This is a genomic window from Acidovorax sp. SRI_002 (genome assembly GCF_057586455.1).
Genome location: NZ_JBYCZW010000006.1, coordinates 480,793 through 501,757 on the forward strand (window position 1 = coordinate 480,793; position 20,965 = coordinate 501,757).

Annotated in this window: 19 protein-coding genes and 1 riboswitch; of the genes, 5 read left to right on the plus strand and 14 right to left on the minus strand. The window is 66.7% G+C overall.

From position 1 onward, the window contains the following. Nucleotides 1–33: 33 nt before the first annotated feature. A riboswitch (TPP riboswitch) is annotated at nt 34–157 on the plus strand. A gap of 114 nt (nt 158–271) precedes the next feature. Continuing rightward, nucleotides 272–2,164 carry a phosphomethylpyrimidine synthase ThiC gene (gene thiC, locus AC2YJX_RS19090; protein WP_487256964.1) on the plus strand — a complete coding sequence of 631 codons (1,893 nt, stop codon included), beginning with the start codon at nt 272–274 and terminating at the stop codon, nt 2,162–2,164. 197 nt (nt 2,165–2,361) lie between these two features. Further along, a complete protein-coding gene (locus AC2YJX_RS19095) occupies nt 2,362–4,017 on the plus strand; it encodes a methyl-accepting chemotaxis protein (RefSeq protein WP_055398550.1) in 1,656 nt (551 codons plus the stop codon). 248 nt (nt 4,018–4,265) lie between these two features. Here AC2YJX_RS19095 and AC2YJX_RS19100 read toward each other — a convergent pair whose 3' ends face one another. The 10 genes from AC2YJX_RS19100 to gspG form a co-directional block, all read right to left on the minus strand. After that, nucleotides 4,266–5,654: a GspE/PulE family protein gene (locus tag AC2YJX_RS19100; protein ID WP_121422318.1), complete on the minus strand. Its 1,389-nt coding sequence runs from the start codon at nt 5,652–5,654 to the stop codon at nt 4,266–4,268. 13 nt (nt 5,655–5,667) lie between these two features. Then, nucleotides 5,668–8,280, minus strand: coding sequence for a type II secretion system secretin GspD (gspD, locus tag AC2YJX_RS19105; RefSeq protein ID WP_228897329.1), 2,613 nt, complete (start codon nt 8,278–8,280; stop codon nt 5,668–5,670). 4 nt (nt 8,281–8,284) lie between these two features. Continuing rightward, on the minus strand, nt 8,285–9,094 hold the full coding sequence (gspN, locus tag AC2YJX_RS19110; RefSeq protein ID WP_121507533.1) for a type II secretion system protein N: 810 nt from the start codon (nt 9,092–9,094) through the stop codon (nt 8,285–8,287). 28 nt (nt 9,095–9,122) lie between these two features. After that, nucleotides 9,123–9,680 (minus strand): type II secretion system protein M, encoded by a 558-nt coding sequence (locus tag AC2YJX_RS19115; RefSeq protein ID WP_055398546.1) that lies wholly within the window; start codon nt 9,678–9,680, stop codon nt 9,123–9,125. Further along, nucleotides 9,677–10,945 (minus strand): type II secretion system protein GspL, encoded by a 1,269-nt coding sequence (gene gspL / locus AC2YJX_RS19120; protein WP_487256965.1) that lies wholly within the window; start codon nt 10,943–10,945, stop codon nt 9,677–9,679. Before gspL ends, AC2YJX_RS19115 begins: the two co-directional genes overlap by 4 nt. 82 nt (nt 10,946–11,027) lie before the next feature. Next, a complete protein-coding gene (gene gspK / locus AC2YJX_RS19125; protein ID WP_487256966.1) occupies nt 11,028–12,014 on the minus strand; it encodes a type II secretion system minor pseudopilin GspK in 987 nt (328 codons plus the stop codon). Between the two features lie 128 nt (nt 12,015–12,142). Next, on the minus strand, nt 12,143–12,820 hold the full coding sequence (locus AC2YJX_RS19130; RefSeq protein WP_487256967.1) for a PulJ/GspJ family protein: 678 nt from the start codon (nt 12,818–12,820) through the stop codon (nt 12,143–12,145). Nucleotides 12,821–12,902: 82 nt separating this feature from the next. Further along, on the minus strand, nt 12,903–13,289 hold the full coding sequence (gene gspI / locus AC2YJX_RS19135; protein WP_055398542.1) for a type II secretion system minor pseudopilin GspI: 387 nt from the start codon (nt 13,287–13,289) through the stop codon (nt 12,903–12,905). Next, nucleotides 13,286–13,801: a prepilin-type N-terminal cleavage/methylation domain-containing protein gene (locus tag AC2YJX_RS19140; RefSeq protein WP_255484830.1), complete on the minus strand. Its 516-nt coding sequence runs from the start codon at nt 13,799–13,801 to the stop codon at nt 13,286–13,288. Before AC2YJX_RS19140 ends, gspI begins: the two co-directional genes overlap by 4 nt. Nucleotides 13,802–13,832: 31 nt before the next feature. Next, nucleotides 13,833–14,273 carry a type II secretion system major pseudopilin GspG gene (gene gspG, locus AC2YJX_RS19145; protein WP_121422325.1) on the minus strand — a complete coding sequence of 147 codons (441 nt, stop codon included), beginning with the start codon at nt 14,271–14,273 and terminating at the stop codon, nt 13,833–13,835. Nucleotides 14,274–14,345: 72 nt separating this feature from the next. Between gspG and AC2YJX_RS19150 the strand changes: the two genes are divergently transcribed. Further along, nucleotides 14,346–14,801 carry a type II secretion system protein N gene (locus AC2YJX_RS19150; protein WP_055398539.1) on the plus strand — a complete coding sequence of 152 codons (456 nt, stop codon included), beginning with the start codon at nt 14,346–14,348 and terminating at the stop codon, nt 14,799–14,801. On the opposite strand, the gene AC2YJX_RS19155 is transcribed toward AC2YJX_RS19150, so the two are convergent. From AC2YJX_RS19155 to ilvA, 3 genes are all read right to left on the minus strand, one after another. Then, complete coding sequence (locus AC2YJX_RS19155) at nt 14,791–15,408, minus strand: histidine phosphatase family protein (protein WP_487256968.1); 618 nt, start codon at nt 15,406–15,408, stop codon at nt 14,791–14,793. The two genes, AC2YJX_RS19150 and AC2YJX_RS19155, sit on opposite strands and share 11 nt — an antisense overlap. Next, the gene (gene cobS / locus AC2YJX_RS19160; protein WP_055398538.1) at nt 15,405–16,211 is read right to left on the minus strand and encodes an adenosylcobinamide-GDP ribazoletransferase; all 807 of its coding nucleotides are present in this window, start codon (nt 16,209–16,211) and stop codon (nt 15,405–15,407) included. Before cobS ends, AC2YJX_RS19155 begins: the two co-directional genes overlap by 4 nt. An 83-nt stretch (nt 16,212–16,294) precedes the next feature. Next, nucleotides 16,295–17,857: a threonine ammonia-lyase, biosynthetic gene (gene ilvA / locus AC2YJX_RS19165; protein ID WP_121507527.1), complete on the minus strand. Its 1,563-nt coding sequence runs from the start codon at nt 17,855–17,857 to the stop codon at nt 16,295–16,297. 356 nt (nt 17,858–18,213) lie between these two features. On the opposite strand from ilvA, the gene AC2YJX_RS19170 reads away from it, so the two are divergent. Next, nucleotides 18,214–18,663, plus strand: a complete 450-nt coding sequence (locus tag AC2YJX_RS19170) for an OsmC family protein (RefSeq protein ID WP_487256969.1) — start codon at nt 18,214–18,216, stop codon at nt 18,661–18,663. A gap of 163 nt (nt 18,664–18,826) precedes the next feature. On the opposite strand, the gene coq7 is transcribed toward AC2YJX_RS19170, so the two are convergent. Beyond that, nucleotides 18,827–19,444 (minus strand): 2-polyprenyl-3-methyl-6-methoxy-1,4-benzoquinone monooxygenase, encoded by a 618-nt coding sequence (gene coq7, locus AC2YJX_RS19175; protein ID WP_487256970.1) that lies wholly within the window; start codon nt 19,442–19,444, stop codon nt 18,827–18,829. A 315-nt stretch (nt 19,445–19,759) separates the two neighbouring features. On the opposite strand from coq7, the gene AC2YJX_RS19180 reads away from it, so the two are divergent. Further along, nucleotides 19,760–20,812 (plus strand): porin, encoded by a 1,053-nt coding sequence (locus AC2YJX_RS19180; protein ID WP_121422331.1) that lies wholly within the window; start codon nt 19,760–19,762, stop codon nt 20,810–20,812. Nucleotides 20,813–20,965: the final 153 nt, after the last annotated feature.

Genomic DNA, 20,965 nt, shown 5'->3' on the forward strand with positions numbered 1-20,965 from the left:
TCTGCAACGCAGTTTTTTCTCTGGCCTATACTCGCGCCTGCTCCGGGGTGTGCTGATGCGCTGAGATGCAAGAGGCCTGAAGAAATTCAGGCCAGCTTGCGAACCCGACGAACTTGATCCGGTTCATACCGGCGGAAGAAGAGCCGACCTCCTTGTCCCCGTGCCCGCAGTCCCTGTGGGCACGTCATGCCCCAGGTGCTGCCGCCCCTGGGGGGCGCACAGGTCCATTCCGGAGCAGACCCCACCGCCACCGGAACCAGGAGACCTGCCCATGAACGCCCCCGATCCCATCGCTCGCGAGAAGTTTGCTGAATTGCTGGCGCTGACGCGCGAGCCCTTCCCCGCATCGCGCAAAGCCTATATCCCCGGCCAACTGCACACCGACCTGCGCGTGCCCGTGCGCGACATTGCGTTGACCAACGGCGAGCTGGTCAGCGTGTACGACACCTCCGGCCCCTACACCGACCCTGAAGCCGTGATCGACGTGCGCAAGGGCCTGGCCAGCGTGCGCGGGGGCTGGATCACCGGCCGTGGCGATGTGGAGCACTACGAAGGCCGCGCTCCCGTGGCGCTGGACGATGGGCAAAAGAGCGAAGACGCCACGCGCCTGGCCCAGCTGCGCGCCGAGGCCGCCGCCCTGCAGCGCAAGCCCCTGCGCGCCAAGGCCGGTGCCAACGTCACGCAGATGCACTACGCCAAGAAAGGCATCATCACGCCCGAGATGGAGTACGTGGCCATCCGCGAAAACGGCAAGCGCGAGTGGATGGAGCAGTACATGGCTGACGCAGGCCGCGAGCAGCGCCTGATGGGCAACCCGATGGGTGCCAGCATCCCGCGCATCATCACCCCCGAATTCGTGCGCGACGAAGTGGCCCGGGGCCGCGCCATCATCCCCGCCAACATCAACCACCCCGAAGTGGAGCCGATGGCAATCGGCCGCAATTTTCTGGTCAAGATCAACGCCAACATCGGCAACTCGGCCGTCACGTCGAGCATTGAAGAAGAGGTGGAAAAGCTCGTGTGGGCGATCCGCTGGGGTGCCGACAACGTGATGGATCTGTCCACCGGCAAGAACATCCACACCACACGCGACTGGATCGTGCGCAACTCGCCGGTGCCGATTGGCACGGTGCCGATCTACCAGGCGCTCGAAAAGGTGGGCGGCGTGGCCGAAGACCTGACCTGGGAAATCTTCCGCGACACGCTGATCGAGCAGGCCGAGCAGGGTGTGGACTACTTCACCATCCATGCCGGCGTGCGCCTGGCCTACATCCACCTCACGGCGCAGCGGCGCACGGGCATCGTCTCGCGCGGCGGCTCCATCATGGCCAAGTGGTGCATGGCACACCACCGCGAGAGCTTCTTGTACGAGCACTTCGAGGACATCTGCGACATCATGAAGGCGTACGACGTGTCGTTCAGCCTGGGCGATGGCCTGCGTCCCGGCTGCGCGTCTGACGCCAATGACGAAGCGCAATTCGCCGAGCTGCACACGCTGGGCGAACTCACGCAAGTGGCCTGGAAGCACGACGTGCAGACCATGATCGAAGGCCCCGGCCATGTGCCCATGCACATGATCCAGGCCAACATGACCGAGCAGCTCAAGACCTGCCACGAAGCGCCGTTCTACACCCTGGGCCCGTTGACCATCGACATTGCACCCGGCTACGACCACATTGCCAGCGCGATTGGCGCGGCCATGATCGGCTGGATGGGCACGGCCATGCTGTGCTACGTGACGCCCAAGGAGCACTTGGGCCTGCCCGACCGTGATGACGTGAAGCAGGGCATCATTGCCTACAAGATCGCCGCCCACGCGGCCGATGTGGCCAAGGGTCACCCGTGTGCCCGCTCGCGTGACGATGCGCTGAGCCAGGCGCGCTTCGACTTCCGCTGGCAAGACCAGTTCAACCTGGGCCTGGATCCGGAAACAGCGAAGGAGTACCACGACGAAACCCTGCCCAAGGACTCGGCCAAGGTGGCGCATTTCTGCTCGATGTGCGGCCCCAAGTTCTGCTCGATGAAGATCACGCAGGAAGTGCGTGACTTTGCAAAGCAAAAGGGTGTGGCCGAGGCTGAAGCCCTGGCCCAGGGCATGCAGACCAAGGCGGCAGAGTTTCAGAAGAGCGGGGGCGAGTTGTACATCCCCCTGAAGCCCGTTTGAGAACAGTGCAATAAGCGCAGCTACTGGCCCCGAGGATTCCCTGAAACAGGGCCTCGGGGCCGTGCTTACCCTGTGCGGTGGATAGCCCCGCCCGGCATATAGTCCCGCCCACCCCCGGTTCAGAAGACCGGGAGGAAGGGCGTGTGGCACTAAATTTGCTATGCTGAGTTACCTGTTAAAAAATGTAAGGAAGAGCCATGAATGCTCTCGGCCGCTTCTCTATCCGCACACGTCTTTACTTCGGAACCGTTTTTTCGCTGATTCTTCTGATCGTCATTGGCGCCATGGGCTATGTGGCCCTGGACCGCACCCGGGGCACATTGCAAGAGCTGTTTTCGCAGCGGGTGCAAACCCTGACCGATATGTCCGACCTGCGCACGACCCTGGGTGACCTGCGCCGGACCGAAAAAGACATCATCATCAATTTCAACAACTCGGTCGAGGTCTCTGCCCTGCGCGAGTCCTGGGCCAAGACCCTGGCTGCCCTGCGCAAGAGCCTGGCCGAGGTGCGCCAGGTGCAGTCGGGCGATGCAGAGTTTGTGGCCTCCATCGACAAATCCCTGGACGAGATCAAGCAGTACGAAACCGGCATTGCCCCCATCTTCGAGAAGATCGAGGGGGCGCAGCTCGATGGTGCGGGGGGCGGTGCCTACGCCGACCGCCTGAAGGTCCACATGGAGGCCACCGACAAGCTGTTCTCCAGCCTGGCCAGCGCGGCCCGCTCGCAGATGGACGAGGCCCGTGCGGGGGTTGAATCGCGCACTTCCACCATGTCGGCGTTGATTGGCATCGGGCTGGTGCTGGGGTTGGCGGTGCTCATTCCGCTCACCTTCTTCAGCGTGCGCTCCATCACCAAGTCGCTGGGGCAGGCGCAGGAACTGGCCGACCGCATTGCCAGTGGTGACCTCTCTCGCGATGTGGCGGCCATGAACCAGGACGAGGTGGGCCAGCTGGTGTCGGCCATGGGCCGCATGCAGGACGCCTTGCGGGGCCTGGTGCGCCAGGTGCAGGACGCGGCAGGCAACATCACCACCGCCAGTTCCGAGATCGCCAGCGGCAACCATGACCTGAGCCACCGCACCGAGCAGACCGCGGCCAATCTGGAGGAAACCGCTTCGTCCATGGAGCTGCTGACCAGCACCGTGCAGCAAAGCGCCCAGTCCTCCCGCCAGGCCAGCGACTTCGCTTCGTCGGCCGCCGAAGTGGCCGCACGCGGTGGTGCCGTGGTGTCCCAGGTGGTGACCACCATGGACCAGATCACCACCAGCTCGCGCAAGATTGCCGACATCACCGGTGTCATCGACTCCATTGCCTTCCAGACCAACATCCTCGCGCTCAACGCGGCCGTGGAAGCCGCGCGTGCCGGTGAACAGGGCCGGGGCTTTGCCGTAGTGGCCAGCGAGGTGCGCAACCTCGCGCAGCGCAGCGCCGAGGCGGCCAAGGAGATCAAGGGTCTGATCGGTTCGTCGGTGGAACGCGTCGAAGATGGATCGCGCCTGGTCAGCCAGGCCGGGCAGACCATGACCGAGATTGTCAGCAGCGTGCGCCGGGTGTCTGACATCATTGCCGAGATCACAGCCTCGTCGGCCGAGCAAAGTGACAACATCGGCCAGATCAGTCAGTCCGTGAGCCAGCTCGACCAGATGACGCAGCAGAACGCCGCGCTGGTGGAAGAGTCCACCGCTGCCTCTGAATCGCTGCGCGAACAGGCGCTGCACCTGAGCAGTGCGGTCAGCCAGTTCAAGCTGCAGGACGGCGGGGCTCCTGCACCCTCAGTCTTCAGCGCGGCAGCGGCGCCCGCTGCGCCAGCCGTGGCCCAGGCGCAGCGCAGGCCTGCGCTGCGCATACGTTAATTTTGAGCATTTTTGACCGCTAGGGACCCTCTGCACGAATCACCGCGCCGTGTGCATCTGCGGTCTCGGGCGGTCTGCCGCGTTGCAAAACCTCGCAATAGCTACGGCTATTGCTGCGTTTTGCGCCTTGCAGCCCATCACGATCCGCAGCGCACACTTGCCGCTCGATTCGTGCAGAGGATCCCTAGCGCTTATCTATTAAGCGCTAGTTGCTATCAAAATAATATCAAACTGGCCTCTGCGGCTGGCTAGTCCCGCGTCACCCGCAGCACTTCCTCGCGGCTGGTGATGCCTGCTGCAATCAGCCGTTCCCCATCCTCGCGCATCAGCGCCATGCCGTCGGCCAGCGCGGCGGTGCGGATGTCGGCTTCGGACGCCTGGTTGTGGATTTGCGCGCGGATCGCGTCGGTGGTCACCAGCAACTCGAACACACCGGTGCGGCCCGTGTAGCCCGTCTGGCCGCAGTGCTCGCACCCGCTGCCGTGGCAATGGCTGCAGTATTTGCGCACCAGCCGCTGGGCCAGCACGCCGAGCAGGGACGACGACAACAGGAACGGCTCCACCCCCATGTCGGTCAGCCGCGTGACGGCGCTGGCTGCGTCGTTGGTGTGCAGCGTGGCCAGCACCAGGTGGCCCGTGAGTGAGGCCTGGATGGCGATCTGTGCGGTTTCGAAGTCGCGGATTTCGCCGATCATGATGATGTCCGGGTCCTGGCGCAGGATGGCGCGCAGGGCCTTGGCAAAGGTCAGCTCGATCTTGCTGTTGACCTGCGTTTGCCCCACCCCGGGCAGCTCGTACTCGATGGGATCTTCCACCGTCATGATGTTGTTGCGCGTGGCATCGAGCCGACCCAGCGCCGCGTACAGCGTGGTGGTCTTGCCCGAACCCGTGGGCCCCGTCACCAGAATGATCCCGTGCGGCTGGCTGATCAGGCCCTCGAAGCGGCGCAGCGTCTCACCCTGCATGCCCACGGCTTCCAGGCTCAGTTTGCTTTCGCTCTTGTCCAGCAGGCGCAGCACCGCGCGTTCACCATGGGCGCTGGGCAGGGTGGAAACGCGTACGTCAATGGCGCGGGTGCCCAGGCGCAGGCTGATGCGGCCGTCCTGCGGCAGGCGTTTCTCAGAGATGTCCAGGTCGGCCATGATCTTCAGGCGCGAGATCAGCGCGGCGTGCAGCGCGCGGTTGGGTTGCACCACCTCGCGCAGGGTGCCGTCCACGCGAAAACGCACGCTGGAATGGCGCTCGTAGGGCTCGATGTGGATGTCGCTCGCGCCATCGCGCGCGGCCTGCGTGAGCAGGGCGTTGAGCATGCGGATGATGGGTGCGTCGCCCGCGGATTCGAGCAAGTCCTCGACGGCGGGAAGCTCCTGCATCATGCGCGAGAGGTCCGCGTCGCTTTCGACCTCGCTCACCACGGTGGCGGCGCTCGATTCGCTGTGCGAATACACGGCGCTGATGCGCTGGGCCAGGGCCGGTGCGTCCAGCGGCAGCAACTGCTGCACCGGGTGTTTGCGCAGCACTTCGGACAGCGCACCGGCGTCGGGGTGGGGGCCATGCCACAGCACCAGCTGGTGGCCGTCGTCCTCCAGCAGCAGCTGGGCGGTGCGGGCAAAGGCGTAGGGCAGGGGGTGGCGCATGGGCGTAGGTCCGTCAGAGCGCTTTGGGCGAGACCGTGGCGTTGAGTGCCAGACTGCGCACGGTGGCGGCAGCGGCATTGGCAGCGTCTTCGGTGTTGTAGGGGCCCACACGCACGCGGGTGAGCGTGCCCCGGTTGGTGTCTACCGCCTGGATGGACAGGGGCAGTGCCGTGCTGCGCAGCTTGGTCATGGCGCTGCGCGATTCCGCATCCTTGCCAAACACACCCACGTTCACGTAGTACAGCGGCGCGGGGACCTGCGCCTGGGCTGTGGGGCTGGACTGCTCCACAGGCGCGCTGCTTTGGGGAGCAGTACCCGGTGTGGGTAGAGGGGGCGCTACAGGGGTGAGCTGCTGCATGGGAACGGGCACCGGCGCGGCGGGCTGCACAGGCATGGGGCTGGCGACCGAAGGCGCCCGCTCGGGCAGCGCGGGAAGGATGGGGGCGCCAGAGACCGAATTCATGACAGTGCTGGGGGCCGGCTGCGTGGCCTGCTGCAGAGCGCGGATCGCTTCGTAGCGGTCCACGACCAGTGCGTCGCTGGTGGCGTTGTCGCGCACCACGATGGGGCGCAGGAATATCATCAGGTTGGTCTTGCGGCGCGAGCGGTTCTCGCTTTTGAACAGGTTGCCCACCACGGGCAGGTCACCCATCAGGGGTACTTTGTCCTCGCCCTGCGAATAGGTGTCCTCCAGCAGGCCACCGATGACGATGATGCTGCCGTCGTCCACCACTACGTTGGATTCGACCGCACGTTTGCTGGTGGTGGGGCCGGTGGCATTGGACAGGGTGGAGCGGTCGATCTTGGAGATCTCCTGGTAGATCGCCATTTTCACCGTGCCGTTCTCGCTGATCTGCGGGCGCACCTTGAGCATCAGGCCCACGTCCTTGCGCTCGACGGTGTTGAACGGATTCACGGTGCCGCTGTTGCCGGTGTTCGCATACGAGCCCGTGACGAAGGGCACGTTGTCGCCGATGAGGATGCGTGCCTCCTCGTTGTCCAGCGTCATCAGGTTGGGGGTGGACAGCACGTTGGCATCGCCGCTGTTCTGCAGGAAGTTGGCAAGCGCGCCCAGGTAATACTGGCCGTTGATGCGTGGCGCCAGAGCCAGGTTCAGGCCCCCGCCCAGGCCGCTCGCGGCTGTGGCGATGCTGCTGGTGCTGCCCGAAGCCAGCGCTGCCGTGATCCCCAGGATGTTGGCACCTGCTGCACCGGAGTTGGTGCCGATCACGCCCACCGTGCCATCGCCTTGTTTGCCCAGAATGCCCTGCCACTGGATGCCGAACTGCGCCACCTTGTTGGCGGCAACTTCCACGATCAGGCTTTCCACCAGCACCTGTGCGCGGCGTCCGTCGAGCTTGTCGATCACTGCACGCAACTGGCGGTACAGGGGCTCGGGCGCCGTGATGATGAGCGAGTTGGTGGTGGGGTCAGCCTGGATCTGGCCGCCCGTGGACGGCTGGTTGTTGTTGGTGCTGCTGGTGCCCATGCCACTGCTTCCCGAGCCCAGTCCCCCACTGCTGCCACCTGATAGACCGCTGCCTGTGGACAGCATGTTGCCGCTGGTGCCGCCACCGCCCAGGCCTCCACTGGGCGCGGCCGGTGCGGCGCTTGCGCCAGCGCTGCCACCGCCCGTGTTGCCGGTGCCGCCCATGGCTGCCATGGCGGCACGCAGCGTGGTGGCCAGCTTGGTGGCGTCGGCGTTCTTCAGGTACACCACATGGATGTTGCCGGTGGACGCACTGCTGCCGGGCGCAGGCGCCTGGTCCAGCTGTGCCACCAGGGCGCGCACCTGGGCCACACGGGCCGGGTTGGCGGCGCGCAGGATCAGCGCGTTGCTGCGCGGCTCGGCAATCAGCGTGGTCTTGAACGAGGTGTCCGCCTGCCCCTGTGCGGCGACCGGCGCGGCACCGCTGCCCCCGTCGATCAGGCGCGCCACCAGCGGCGCAAGGTCAGTGGCGACGGCGTTGCGCAGCGGGATCACTTCCACATCGCTGGCGTTGGAGACATCCATGGCCGCCACGATGCGCGCCAGGCGCTGCAGGTTGTCCGCGTAATCGGTGATCACCAGCGAGTTGTTGCCGGGGTTCACGTTGATGGTGTTGTTGGGGCTGATCAGCGGGCGCAGCACGGGCACCAGATTGGCGGCGTTTTCAAAGTTGAGCTTGAAGATCTGGGTGACGATCTGACCGCCACCGGGCGCGCTCCCAGAGCTGCCCTGCACCACGCTCACGCTGCCGCCTTGCAGCTTGGCGTCGGCCTCGGGCACCACCTTGTACAGGCCTGCAGCCTCCACCACCGTAAAGCCCTGCAGACGCAGCGCGGCCAGGAACTGCTGGAAGGCGGCGGCGGGCGACACGGCGCGTTCGGTGACCAGGTTGAGCTGGCCCTTCACGCGCGGGTCGACCACCACGTTGCGGCCCGTGATGGTGGCCATGGTGCGGGCCACGGCTTCGATCTCGGCGTTGGCGAAGTTCAGGGTGACGGGCTCGCCGGCGCGCACGCTGCCGGTGCCGGTATCAATTGCGGTTTGGGCAATAATTTGGCCGCTCGCGCACGCCAGTAGTGCGCTAGCTGCTATTGCTTTAAGAGCAAAACCCAGACGTGGTGACAACAAGGAGTTCATAGGTTCAACCCACGGTGATGATGGAGCGCGCGCCGTTGCGCCGTCCAATGATGTTCAGAAGATTCGACAAGGCGGCTTCGCGCTCGGGGGTGGCGCTGGCCTCGCCCGCAAAGCGCAGCCGGTTGCCCACCCACTGGCCGGTGCCGTTGAGCTGCAGGTGCCCGTCCAGCGTGCTCAGCGTGAGCGTGGGCGCCTCGCCGCCCTGCACCGCGAGGCGGTAGCTGCCCATGGGGCGCAGGGTGGACAGGCGGGACGACATGGCCCGTGCATCCAGCTGCACCTGGCCTGCCAGGGACATGCGTCCGGCACTCCAGCGCATGGTGAAGCCACGGGTCTGCAGCGCCAGCTGGCCCTGGGGCTGCAGCGTGTTCCAGGGCGTGCCCAGCCCGGTCAGCACGGAGGCCGGCCACAGGCTCTCGCCGTCGATGATGGTCAGGCGCGTACCGGACCAGCCGGCACTCGCCTGCAGTCGCAGGGGTGTAGGGGTGCAGCAGCTGGCATTCAGTTGCGCGTGCAAGCCACCCCAGCCGGGGCGGATGCGCCAGTCCAGGCGGCTGGGCAGGGCGGCGCTGTCCTGGCTGGCCGAGCCCCCCGTCAGAACCAGTTGGGCCGAACCTGTCCAGACCGTACCGCGTGCCTGCAGCAACTGTACCTGTCCGCCCGTTGCGCTGGCGACGCTTTGTGCCAGCCAGTGCGCGGGTGCAAACGCCACCACGGCAGGCACTACGCCCGCCACAGCGCCGACCAGCGCCCAGCCCCATGCGCTGCGGGGAGTGCGGGGTACGGGTTTTCGGTGTCGTGAGGAGGTGGCCACGGGAGAGAGTGTCTGTGCGGGGGCTGATTCAGGGCTGGGCAGGCGGCAGGGCCAGCACCAGGGTGCCGTCCCAACGTGGCATCGCCGTGGCCGCGTTGCCCAGTTTGACCGGTGCAGGGGCGTTGGGCGCGGAGCCTGCAGGGGCAGCGCTGCGCGTCAGGCGCGCCTCCACCGGGGCGGCGCGGGCGTTGCTGCGTGCCTGGGCCAGCCATTGGGCCAGCGCATCGGCGGGAGCGCCTTTGAGCGTGACCGTGGCGCGGTCTCCCACCACATTGAGCTGGGCCGTATTGCCCAGGCGCTGTGTGAGCGCGGTACGCAGCGCACCGACGGAATCGCCGCGCGTGTTGCGCGGGGCCGACTGCAGCTGCTGCGCTTCGGCGCGCAGGCCTTGCATGCGCTGCAGCTGTGAGTCCAGCTCGGCATGGCGCGCGGGTGCGGCGCGCAACGTGGACAGGGCCGGGGCCACGGCCAGCCACCACAGCAGGGCAAACGCGACGAGGCCACCTGCGGCCAGGACCAGGGTCTGCTCACGGGGGGCCAGGGCCTGCCAGCGGGCGCGCAGGGCGGGAGAGGTGATGACAGTCATGGTGTGCCTTCAGCGCGCAGCAGCAGGCTGCCGTCGTCCAGCCGGGCCCGGTAGCCCGCAGCCTGCAGGCGGGCCGAGAGCACGGTTTCTTCATCGGGGGCCAGCGTGACGCCGCGCAGGCGCAGCTCGCCGGGGGCGTATTCGATGCCCGTGGGCTGGCGGCCGCTGGGGAGGGAGGCTCCGGCGGCGGCAAGCAGGGGCTCCAGGTCGCGGGCCGAAACGGCGCCGGCCGCCTGCCGCAGCTGGGCCAGTTCGCGCTCCATCTGCACCGGGGCATCCACCACGACTTGCACTTTGGGGAAGGTCTGCGTCAGCGTCGACCGCACGGCCGCCTGTTTGGCGGCCAGCGCCTTGCGCTCCTGCCAGGCCCAGGCATTGAGCGCCACCAGATGCGCCACCACCAGCAGTGCTGCGCCCCAGCGCGCTGCGCGCCACTGTGGGGCGTTCAGCAGTGCGCTGGCCAGGCTGCCCGCCTTGCGCAGCGCCCGGGTGCGGCCGGTGCTGGCCAGATCGAACTGGGCCAGATCCCAGTCGCCACGCGCTGCGTCCAGCGCCCGCTGGCTGGCCGTGTGCAGAGCCACGCGCTGGCCCAGCGTGCGCTCTGCCAGGGCCGCGACCGCAGGCTCGGCGCGCACCACGGGCGCATCGTCTCCGTCCGTGGCCGCATCCTGGGGGAGTCCGGCACGGGCCAGCATCACGGAGGCAATGGACAGGGGCAACACGGCCACGCCGTGGTCGGCGCCCTGCCCAGTCAGCACCACGCAGGCGTCTTCGGGGGTGCCCAGGGCGCACAGCTCGGGGCGGCCACTTTGGGTGGGGCCGGGGGCGAATTCAGGCACGACACGCGACACGCGGCGACCAGCGGCTTCCAGGGCCTGCAGGTTGTCGCGCAGCCAGGTGCGGTCGCACACCGCCACCCACACGGGTTCTCCGGGATTGGCATCCGGCTGGATGGCAAAGTGCAGCTGCGATGCGTCGTCGAGCAGGCGGTCTTCAAGCAGACCCTCCAGCACCGACCGCAGGCGCGGTGTCTGCTGGCCCGCGCCCAGTGCCAGGCCGGGCGGCAGTTGCACCCGTTGCCAGGACAGCGCCCGGGCGGGCACCACGGCCACCACTTCGCCGCCGGGGCGCGTGGGTTCGGGCAGCAGCGCGGCCGGGGCAGTGGCGTGGCGAAGGGCAGTGTGGCCGTCCGCCGTCAGCGTGTAGCTGTACTCGGTGGCCGGCCCCGGACGGGCCGGCGGCAGGAAAAGGATGAGGGTGCTCATGGACAGGTTTTGCGGGCCATTTTAGGGGGCGGGCTTGACAGTGCGGGCCGAACCTGCGGATGTGTTGCAGATGTGTCAGATTTCAGCGCTGCGCCTCCCGAGCGCCCGGGGCGGTTTCGCGGTCAAATGCACCCCGTTCGCGCCACAGTGTGGTGACCTCGATGCCCTGTTTGCGCACCAGGGATCGCTCGTCCACCATGGCATCGCCCAGGCGCAGGCGGCCGCGCACCTCAAAGTACGAAGAGGCCACGGCATGGGCGCCTTCATTGATGTCGATGCTGGCACCCAGCAGGTCGCGCACCTCGCTGAGCGTGCGGAAATGCCGGGCCTCGCGGGCCTGCAGCATCTTTTGGGCGCTGGCCATGTCCAGGCCGTCGATGGCGGCCAGCAGCACGTCGATGTCGGCGGTGTTGAGGTTGACCGGCGCGCGCACGGGCAGCAGCGTCACGTGGGGCGCCAGGCGGGCCACGGTGGTGGGCGCCAGGCCCAGCCAGCCCAGTTGCGACATGGTGGGGGGCAGCAGCGGGGCGTTCGTGCTGTCGGTGCCGGTGGTGGCCTGCGCGCGCCGCAGGGCGTCGGTGAGCAGGCTCAGCTCCTGCTGCGGCAGGCCCAGGCGCTCGAACAGCCGCGTGAACTGCCGCAGTGCCAAGGTCTGCACATTGCCGTTGTCGACCAGGTTGGTCAGATTCAGGCGGCCCTGCATGTCCGAGATCTGCCCCGACAAAAAGGCCTCGGTGGTGTCGGTGGTGGCGTCGTCCACCTGGCTGACGTTCTTGTCGGCCGCGAGAAAGGTGGACAGCCGTGCCTCCTGCAGCGGCACGGCCCAGGGCTCGGCCAGGTGGTCCGCACCGCCCGAGCGCCCGTCTTCGCGCAGGATCAGGCGCGACCAGTCGAGCGCGCCGACCAGAATCCAGGTGGACTGCACGCGGCCGCGCTCGGCCGTCTCGACCTCGACCGCGCGCCATTGCTGCCACATGGACGCCGCTGCAAAGGTTGCCACGAGGGTGACCGTGAGCATGGCCAGCAGCAGCGCCGCACCGTATTCCCTGCGGACCGGGCGCGGCCCCATGTGGCGTCCCCCGGGAGCGCTGTGAAACTGGCGCGGCCCAGGCCCGTGCCACCGTGGAGCTGGCCTTGCCAGGCCACCGGCGGCATCCCCTTGGGGGGAGGCGGCGCAGCCGCTCAGGGGGGGGCTGATCATGTCCGACCCCCACCCAGCACGGGGTTCACCCAATCGCGTGTGAGCCGCCCCACCAGGGCCTGGCCGGGCGGCAGGGTGATCTGCAGGCGCACGCCGTCGGGGATGGCCGAGGTGCCCACCGGGGTGGTGCCACTGCTGGACAGCGGGTTGGACCACGCACCGCCCCGGTAGTAGAAGATCTGCCAGTCCTCCAGCGGCAGCAGCGTCATCTCATGGCGCCGCTCGGCGTCGCCCGGGCTGCGCGCCCACTGCGCGGCCAGCTGCCACGCCTCCTGCCACTCGGCGCGCGTGCGCACCGGGGGCGACTGCCAGCGCATCCACTGGCCCACACCCTGGCCGCCCCGGCGCATCCAGGCCACCACCAGGGCGCCCTCGTCGGGCACTGCGCTGGTGCGCCGCGTCAAACGCAGCACCTGGCCGTCCCAGTCGAGCGGCGTGGTATTGGCAATGGGCAGCAGCGCATCCAGGTCCGTGCCCCACTGGCCCAGGGCAGACTGCAGTACCAGCATCTCGTCGGCCCGCTGGCGCGTGATCTCCTGCGCCCGCACCATCCCATCCAGCCCCCGCCAGCTCAGGATGGCCAGCAGGCTCATCACCGCAATGGCCAGCAGCAGCTCTACCAGCGTGAAGCCGCGCGCGCCTTTCAAAACCGGCGCGGCGCGAGGCCAGTGCACCCGTGGAACTGGCTCTGCCAGGCCACCGGGTGCGTCCCCCCCAAGGGGGGAAGGCGCGAAGCGACTCAGGGGGGACATCTGGTCAATACCTTCCGATGATGGTCGAGATGCGCAGGATCGAGTTGTCGCCATCCAGCACCTGCGCGTCCATCCGGCGAAAGCTCGGGTTGGGCGTGGGTCGCACGATCAGGGCCACGGTGAGCTGGCGCCCGGCCTGTTCGCAGGTGACCTGGCTGTCGCCCACGCTGGGCATCTGGCGCGACAGGCGCGCATAGACCAGTTCGTTCTCGGCACACAACTGGGCCAGCACGATGTCTGACTGGCGCAGCGCGTTGCGCGTGAGCGCCGTGGTGGCCTGCAGCCCCGCCATCAGTGCAATAGCCACGATGCTGAGCGCCACCAGCACCTCCACCAGCGTGAAGCCGCGCTGCCGCCTGCAACGGCGTTGGGGGGGCAGGGTGGACTTCATTGGACGGTCTCGACGGTGAAGGGGCGCACCCCGTCGGTGGCAATGCGCAGCGTGCGCTCGGGATAGGCCTGGTGGGTGATCAGCACCTGCTGGGGGCCAATGAGGGGTTCTGGCCCCAGCACCAGCAACGTGGGCGCGCGCACCGTGGTGCCCGCATCCAGCCACTGGCCGGGCATCGCCGCCAGTGCGCTGGGCGGCAGGCCCTCGAACCGGAACCCTCCGGCATCGGCACGCCAGCGCACGGGCATTCCCCCGGCGCGCGACTGCGCACGCGCAGATTCCAGCAACGCCGCCAGCCGGGCTGCCTCGCGCTCGACCAGCGTCTGCCCGCTGTCGCGCATGGCGATGCTCACACCGGCGGTGGCCAGGGCAATGATGCTGATGACCACCAGCAATTCAAGGAGGGTGAAGCCCCCCTGAGCCGCCGCGCGGCTTCCCTTCGGGGGGGAGATGCCGATGGCCTGGCGAAGCCAGTTCCACGACATCCCTGGCCGAGGGAGAGCCAGTTTCATGGAGCAGGGGTCTGTCGCGAAGAGCCGGTCGTCATTGCCAACTGCCAATATCAGCATCCTTGCCTTCACCGCCCGACTGCCCATCGGCGCCGAACGACATCACGTCGATCTCGCCCTTGATGCCAGGGTTCAGGTACTGGTACGGACGGCCCCAGGGGTCGTTGGGCAGTTTTTCGAGGTACAGCTTCCAGTTGTTGGGCACGGGGCCCGAGCTGGGCTTGACGATCAGCGATTGCAGGCCTTGCTCGGCCGTGGGGTAGCGCTGGTTGTCCAGGCGGTACAGCTTGAGCGCCTGCATGATGTTGGTGATGTCGGTGCGGGCAGCGGTCACGCGGGCGTCGTCGGCGCGTTCCAGCACATTGGGCACGATGAGGGCGGCCAGCACGCCGATGATGACGAGCACCACCATCAGCTCGATGAGGGTGAAGCCACGGGCCACGTTCGTGGCCAGGCGGTGGCGGGCGGAGCGCAAGAGGAGGGGGAAAGAAGTGTTCACTGCTGGCGGTCTCTCGGATGGTCGAATCGCGTGAATCATAATCCCCGCATGGTGACCAATACGTACAGCAAATGGGGCGTCCGCTTGGGGACTCTGGCGCTATGGGCCGCCGCAGGCGCCAGCGTGGTTTTTTGGGGGCTGCGCCTGTCGGCCCCTGCGGCCGGAGCGGCTGCGCCCGTGGTGCTGCCACCCCCCGTGGCGCCCGATGCGCAGGCTCTGGCCCGGCTGCTGGGGGCTGCGCCCGCTGCCCCGGGGGTGGTCGCAGCCGCCCCGGTGGCAACACTGGCCAGCCGCTTCGCACTGATCGGGGTGCTCTCGGGCCGCAACAGCGGGGGCGGCGCCGCCCTGATCGCGGTGGATGGAAAGCCCGCCAAACCGTTCCGCGTGGGCGCCGCGGTGGATGAAGGGCTGGTGCTGCAGGCGCTGGGCCCGCGCCAGGCGCAGCTGGGGCGCGATGCTGATGGCCCCGCCACGCTGACGCTGGACATGCCGCTCAAGCGTTGATGCTTGATGCCGGGGCAGGGGGCTCCGGCTCCAATCCCAGTTCGATCCTCTCCCACTGGCCCCAGCCCGGCGCGGCAACGGGCCATTCTTCCGAGCGCGGCAGCACGCCGTTGCCGTGCGCCTTCAGCCACGCCACGCTGCGGATGACCCCGGCGTGGGTGATCCACACCACATCCTGTGTGGCCCCGGGGTCGTGGTCCTGCAGCGCAGCCGCCACGCGGGCCAGCACCGCCGCCAGGTTTTCCCCCAGGCCAGGGCGGTAGCTCGCGAAGGCGGCCGTCCAGGCGTCGATGTCGCTGCGGGCAATGGACTCCCAGGCCTGCCCCTCCCAGCTGCCAAAGTCCATTTCGCGCAGGCGGGCGTCGGGTTTTGATACCAAATCGGGCCGCAGCGCTTGAAGCTCTAGCGCAAGCTGCTCGCATCTTTGTAGGGTGGAGTGAATCACCCGCGACTGGGGTGGCAGCGCGGCGGCCAGGTGCTCTGCGGCAGCCCGCGTGGCGGCGGGGTCGGCGGGGATGTCCAGCGCCCCATAGCAGGTGCCGGGTGCCACCAGCGGCTGGGCGTGGCGCACCAGCCAAAGGCGAGTTTTTGGGGGTGCGCCGGTCACATCCAGCGCAAGGCCAGCGCCGCGCCCAGGTAAAAGCCGATTTCGCTGACCTGCTGCGTGGCACCCAGGCAGTCGCCGGTAAAACCCTGCAGCCTGCGCGCGAACCAGCGGGCCATCCAGGCGGCGGCAAGGGCGCTGCAGAGTACAGACGCTATAAAATAAATAGCTGATTGCGCTTGATAGACAAGCGCTAGCGGCATAAAACACCACAAAAATGCCGCCAGCAGCGCGCCGCCCGAAATCTGGTCGGCCAGCGGCTTGCTTTTGGACCGGGCGGTGTCGCCCACATGCGGCAGGCTGCGCACGATGAGCAGCGGCCAGAAACGCGACAGCACATGCGCCCCCACCAGCGCGGCCACGGCAGCCAGCAGGCTGTGGGCCCCCAGCAGCGCCAGCAGGCTGAGCTTGGCCAGCAGCGCCAGCACCAGCGCCATGGCCCCGAAGGCGCCGATGCGCGAGTCCTTCATGATGTCGAGTGCCCGCTCGCGATCTGCGCTGCCGCCCAGGCCATCGGCCACATCGGCAAGCCCATCCTCGTGAAAGCCGCCGGTCATCAGCACCGTGGCGATGGTGCAGAACACGGCAGCCACGGCCGGGGCCAGCGGGTTGGGCGCCAGGGCCCAGTGCAATGCGGCATAGACGCCCGTGGACAGCAGCGCGGCCAGCCAGCCAATGCCCGGAAAGTGCGCCGCGCTGGCCCGCAGCATGGCGGGGCTGTAGCCGACCCAGTCTGCCAGCCGACCAGTGACCGGGATTCGGGTGAAAAACTGCACGGCCAGCAGATAGTGGCGCAGGGCTTGCATGGGTTGGCTGGGGCTATGTCAGATTTGATAGCTGCCAGCGCTTGATGGATAAGCGCCGGAGGCCAATTTGGCCCATATTCTGGTTACTTGGATCGCAGGAACAGCCGGTAGGCCGGGTTCAACGTCTCTTCCACATACGGATAGCCCAGCGTGGCCAGGAAGGCGTCGAACGTGGCGGCGTCCTCGGGTGGCACCTGCATGCCCACGAGGATGCGGCCATAGTCGGCGCCCTGGTTGCGGTAGTGGAACAGGCTGATGTTCCAGGTCGGCTGCATCAGGCTCAGGAACTTGAGCAGCGCGCCGGGCCGCTCGGGGAAGGTAAAGCGCATCAGCCGCTCGTCCTGCGCGAGCGCCGAATGCCCGCCCACGAGGTGGCGCAGATGCTCCTTGGCCAGTTCGTCGTGCGTCAGGTCCAGTGCCTCGAAGCCGTGGCGGCCGAAGTTCTTGGCGATTTTCTCCGACTCGCCCTTGCCATTGGTGGTGATGCCCACGAACACATGGGCCTGGGCGGCATCGCTGATGCGGTAGTTGAACTCGGTCACGTTGCGCGGGCCGCCGGGCAGGCCGCCCACCACTTCGCAAAAGCGGCGAAAGCTGCCGCGTTCTTCAGGGATGGTGACGGCCAGCAGCGCCTCACGCTCCTCGCCCACTTCGGCACGCTCGGCCACAAAGCGCAGGCGGTCGAAGTTCATGTTGGCGCCGCACAGGATGGCGGCATAGGTTTCGCCCTTGGTTTTCTTTTCAGCAACGTACTGCTTGATGGCCGCCACGGCGAGAGCCCCTGCGGGTTCGACGATGCTGCGCGTATCCACAAAGATGTCCTTGATGGCGGCGCAGACGGCGTCGGTGTCCACCGTGATGAATTCGTCCACCAGGCCGCTGTGGGCGATGCGGAAGGTCTCCTCGCCCACCAGCTTGACGGCGGTGCCGTCCGAGAACAGACCCACGTCGGCCAGCGTCACGCGCTCGTGCGCCTTGACGGACTGGATCATGGCGTCCGAGTCGTTCATCTGCACGCCGATCACCTTGATCTCGGGCCGCACGGCCTTGATGTAGTTGGCCACGCCCGAGATGAGCCCGCCGCCGCCAATGGCCACAAACACGGCGTCGAGCTGGTTGCTGCCCAGGCTTTGCAGCTGGCGCAGGATCTCCATGGCGATGGTGCCCTGGCCGGCAATGACGTCCGGGTCGTCGAACGGGTGCACGAAGGTCAGGCCCTGTTCCTTCTCCAGCTTCACCGAATGGCCGTAGGCATCGGAATAGCTCTCGCCAAACAGCACGACCTCGCCGCCCAGCGTCTTCACTGCGTCGATCTTGAGCTGCGGCGTGGTGGTGGGCATCACGATGACGGCGCGCGTGCCCAGCTTGTGGGCGCTCATGGCCACGCCTTGCGCGTGGTTGCCGGCCGAGGCGCAGATCACCCCGCGTGCCAACTGCTCGGGCGTGAGGTGCGCCATCTTGTTGTAGGCACCCCGCAGCTTGAAGCTGAACACGGGCTGCTGGTCTTCGCGCTTGAGCAGCACTTTGTTGTGCAGGCGGCGGCTGAGGTTCTTGGCGGGCTCCAGCGCCGACTCCACCGCCACGTCGTACACGCGGGCAGTCAGGATTTTTTTCAGGTAGTCGGCAGGGGTGAGGTGCTGGGTCATGGCAGGGCAGGTGGGACCGCCACGGGGCAGCGGCGGGGGTCCACATCATAGGGGGTCGGTTTTTGGGGGGGCGATGCGCCGCTGAGGGAAGCTATCGAGGCCAGTTCAGCCAAAAAAAAGCCCCAAGCCGTGAGGCCTGGGGCTAATCCATCCTTTGAGGAGATGGAGGAGACAATCGGTGCGGGGCAAGTGCCGGGAGCCGGTCTTCTTGCCATCTGCCTTTTCCATGCAAAAAAGGCAGCGCTTGGGGGAAGTTTAGCGCCAGTTGTGTTGCATTGCAGCAAAATCTGCACCTAATTTTTGTTTCGACGGGCCATTCCGTGCGAAAAAACCACGTATCACACAGGAGAAACACCATGGAATGCACAGTCAGCTGGACCGGCGGAGCAGGAACCCGATCCGGTATGGGCTTTGTGGCCGAGACCGGCAGCGGCCACGTACTGACGATGGACGGCGCGCCCGACGCCGCCAACCCCGCCAACGGCGGCCAGAACCTGGCGCCGCGGCCGATGGAGACCGTGCTGGCAGGTACCGGCGGCTGCACGGCCTACGACGTCGTGCTGATCCTCAAGCGGGGCCGCCACGACGTGCGCGGCTGCAGCGTCAAGCTGACCACCGAACGCGCCCAGACGGACCCCAAGGTGTTCACCAAGATCCACATGCATTTCACCGTGACCGGCAAGGGCATTGCGCCCGCCGCTGTAGAGCGCGCGATTGCCATGAGCCATGACAAATATTGCTCGGCCAGCATCATGCTGGGCAAGACGGCGGAGATCACCACCGGGTTTGAAGTGGTCGAAATTTGAATTTACCCCCCTGAGTCGCCTGCGGCGCCTTCCCCCCCAGGGGGACGACGCCTTCGCTGCGGGGCGGCCCTGGCTCGGCATCCCTGGCCTGGGCTGCGACAGTTTTTGAGGCGGCAGACGCGCGATACCTCTGGCGCACCCATAGCGTACGCCCGGGCCGTCGTCAGAGGTAGTGTGCGGTGGTGGTCATCACCTTGGCGGCTACCTTCATCGCCGCCCGGGCGGGGGCCGGCAGTTCCAGCGCTCCGGATGCCCGTGCCTGGGCGGCATGGCGCTCCTCGTCGTCCTTCATACGGGCCACCACGGCCCGCGAGGGCAAGTCTTGTGTGGGAAGCCGTGCGAGGTGGCTTTGAAGGTGCGCCGCCACCTGGTTTTCCGTTTCCGCCACAAAACCCAGACTTGCCCGGTCGCTGACCTTGGCAGCGACCAGCCCCAGCGCGAAGGCGCCCGCAAACCACAGTGGGTTCAGCAGGCTGGGCCGGGCGCCCAGCGCGTCCAGACGCTGCTGGGTCCAGGCGAGATGGTCTGTTTCTTCGCGGGCGGCCTCCAGCAGGTGGGCTTGGAGCGCGGGGTCGCGCGTGATGGCTGCCTGCGCGGTGTACAGGGCTTGTGCGCAGACTTCGCCCACGTGGTTGACACGCATTAGCGCCCCCGCCAGCTTCTTCTGGGTGGGGTCGAGCGCCCCTTCCTCAATGCCGCGCGCCGGCGTGGGCTCGGATACACGGGGTGTCGCAAAAAGTGTGCGCAGTGCGGTGTCAGCCGCAATTAGCAAAGAGTCCATAGAGGCTTTCAGGTTGGCAAGAGCGCAGAAACACAATTTTCACTTGGATACAAATCTCAGGCGCTGGCAGGAGCTGCTACAAGGCGCAGCAGATCGATTTTGCCGGGGTTCATGGAAATGTTGCAACACTGCAACGATTTTTCCCTTTCGGGTCGATTGTGGGTGAATTCCTTTGCGAAACCTGGCCGGGTCTGGTGCAATAAGAGCAACTTCCCCACCAGGAGGTTGGCCCGGGGAACCGGCGGGACTGTGCAGGTGCTTTCACCATAGACCCCCCGTACCGGAGCCCGATGTTTAACCTTGGAGTAACTCGCAATGAAAAAATCCCTGATTGCCCTGGCTGTGCTGGCTGCTTCCGGCGCTGCAATGGCTCAATCGTCCGTAACCCTGTTCGGTATCGTTGACGCTACCTACGCATACGGTTCCGGCAGCGTCGCCAACAAGTCCCAACTGACGAACTCCGGCTACAACAGCAGCCGTCTGGGCTTCCGCGGTGTTGAAGATCTGGGTGGCGGCATGTCCGCTTCGTTCTGGCTCGAAGCTGGCGTGAACAACGACAACGGTTCCGGTGGCACCACCAGCACCAACAACCAAGGCGCAAGCGGCGTCACCGGCGGTGGCGGCTTGACCTTCAACCGTCGTTCGACCGTCAGCCTGAACGGCGGCTTCGGTGAAGTGCGTCTGGGCCGTGACTACACGCCCCAATTCTGGAACCTGACCGTGTTCGATCCGTTCGGCACGAACGGTGTTGGCACGACCCAAACCCTGAACTCCAGCCTGGGTGGCCCAACCACCGTGCGCGCTTCGAACTCCATCGGCTACTTCCTGCCTGGCAACCTGGGCGGTTTCTACGGCCAAGCCCAGTACTACATGGGTGAAAACCTGAGCAACGCAGCCAACAAGAAGGACGGCAACGGCCTGGCTCTGCGCGCTGGTTACGCCAATGGCCCCATCAACGTGGCTCTGGCTTTCTCTGACACCAAGTTCCTGTCGGGCAACATCAAGGCTGTGAACCTGGGCGGTCAATACGACCTGGGCGTGGCCAAGATCATGGCTCATTACAACCAAGACGACGTCAAGGGCGGCGCTGAAGGCAAGGGCTTCCTGATCGGTGGTCTGGTGCCCGTGGGCGCTGGCGAAATCCGTCTGGCTTACTCCACCTACAAGATCGACCAAGTTGGTGCTGACCCACGTTCGAACAAGATCGCTCTGGGCTACGTGCACAACCTGTCCAAGCGCACGGCTCTGTACGCAACGTACGCTCACGTGAGCAACAAGAACGGCGCTGCTCAGTCCCTGAACGGTTCCGTGACTGCTGCTGGCGACAACTCCAACGGCTACGACTTCGGTATCCGTCACAGCTTCTAATATCGAGACTGGCTTCTGGCCAGTTACCGGTATCAAAGCTAAAAAAGCCGCCTTCGGGCGGCTTTTTTTTGTCTGCTGATTTGTGCTTGGGGGTTGGTTGTGCGGACTTCCTGTATGTAACTCCGGGTACATCCGCCCTACGGATCGGTCGGT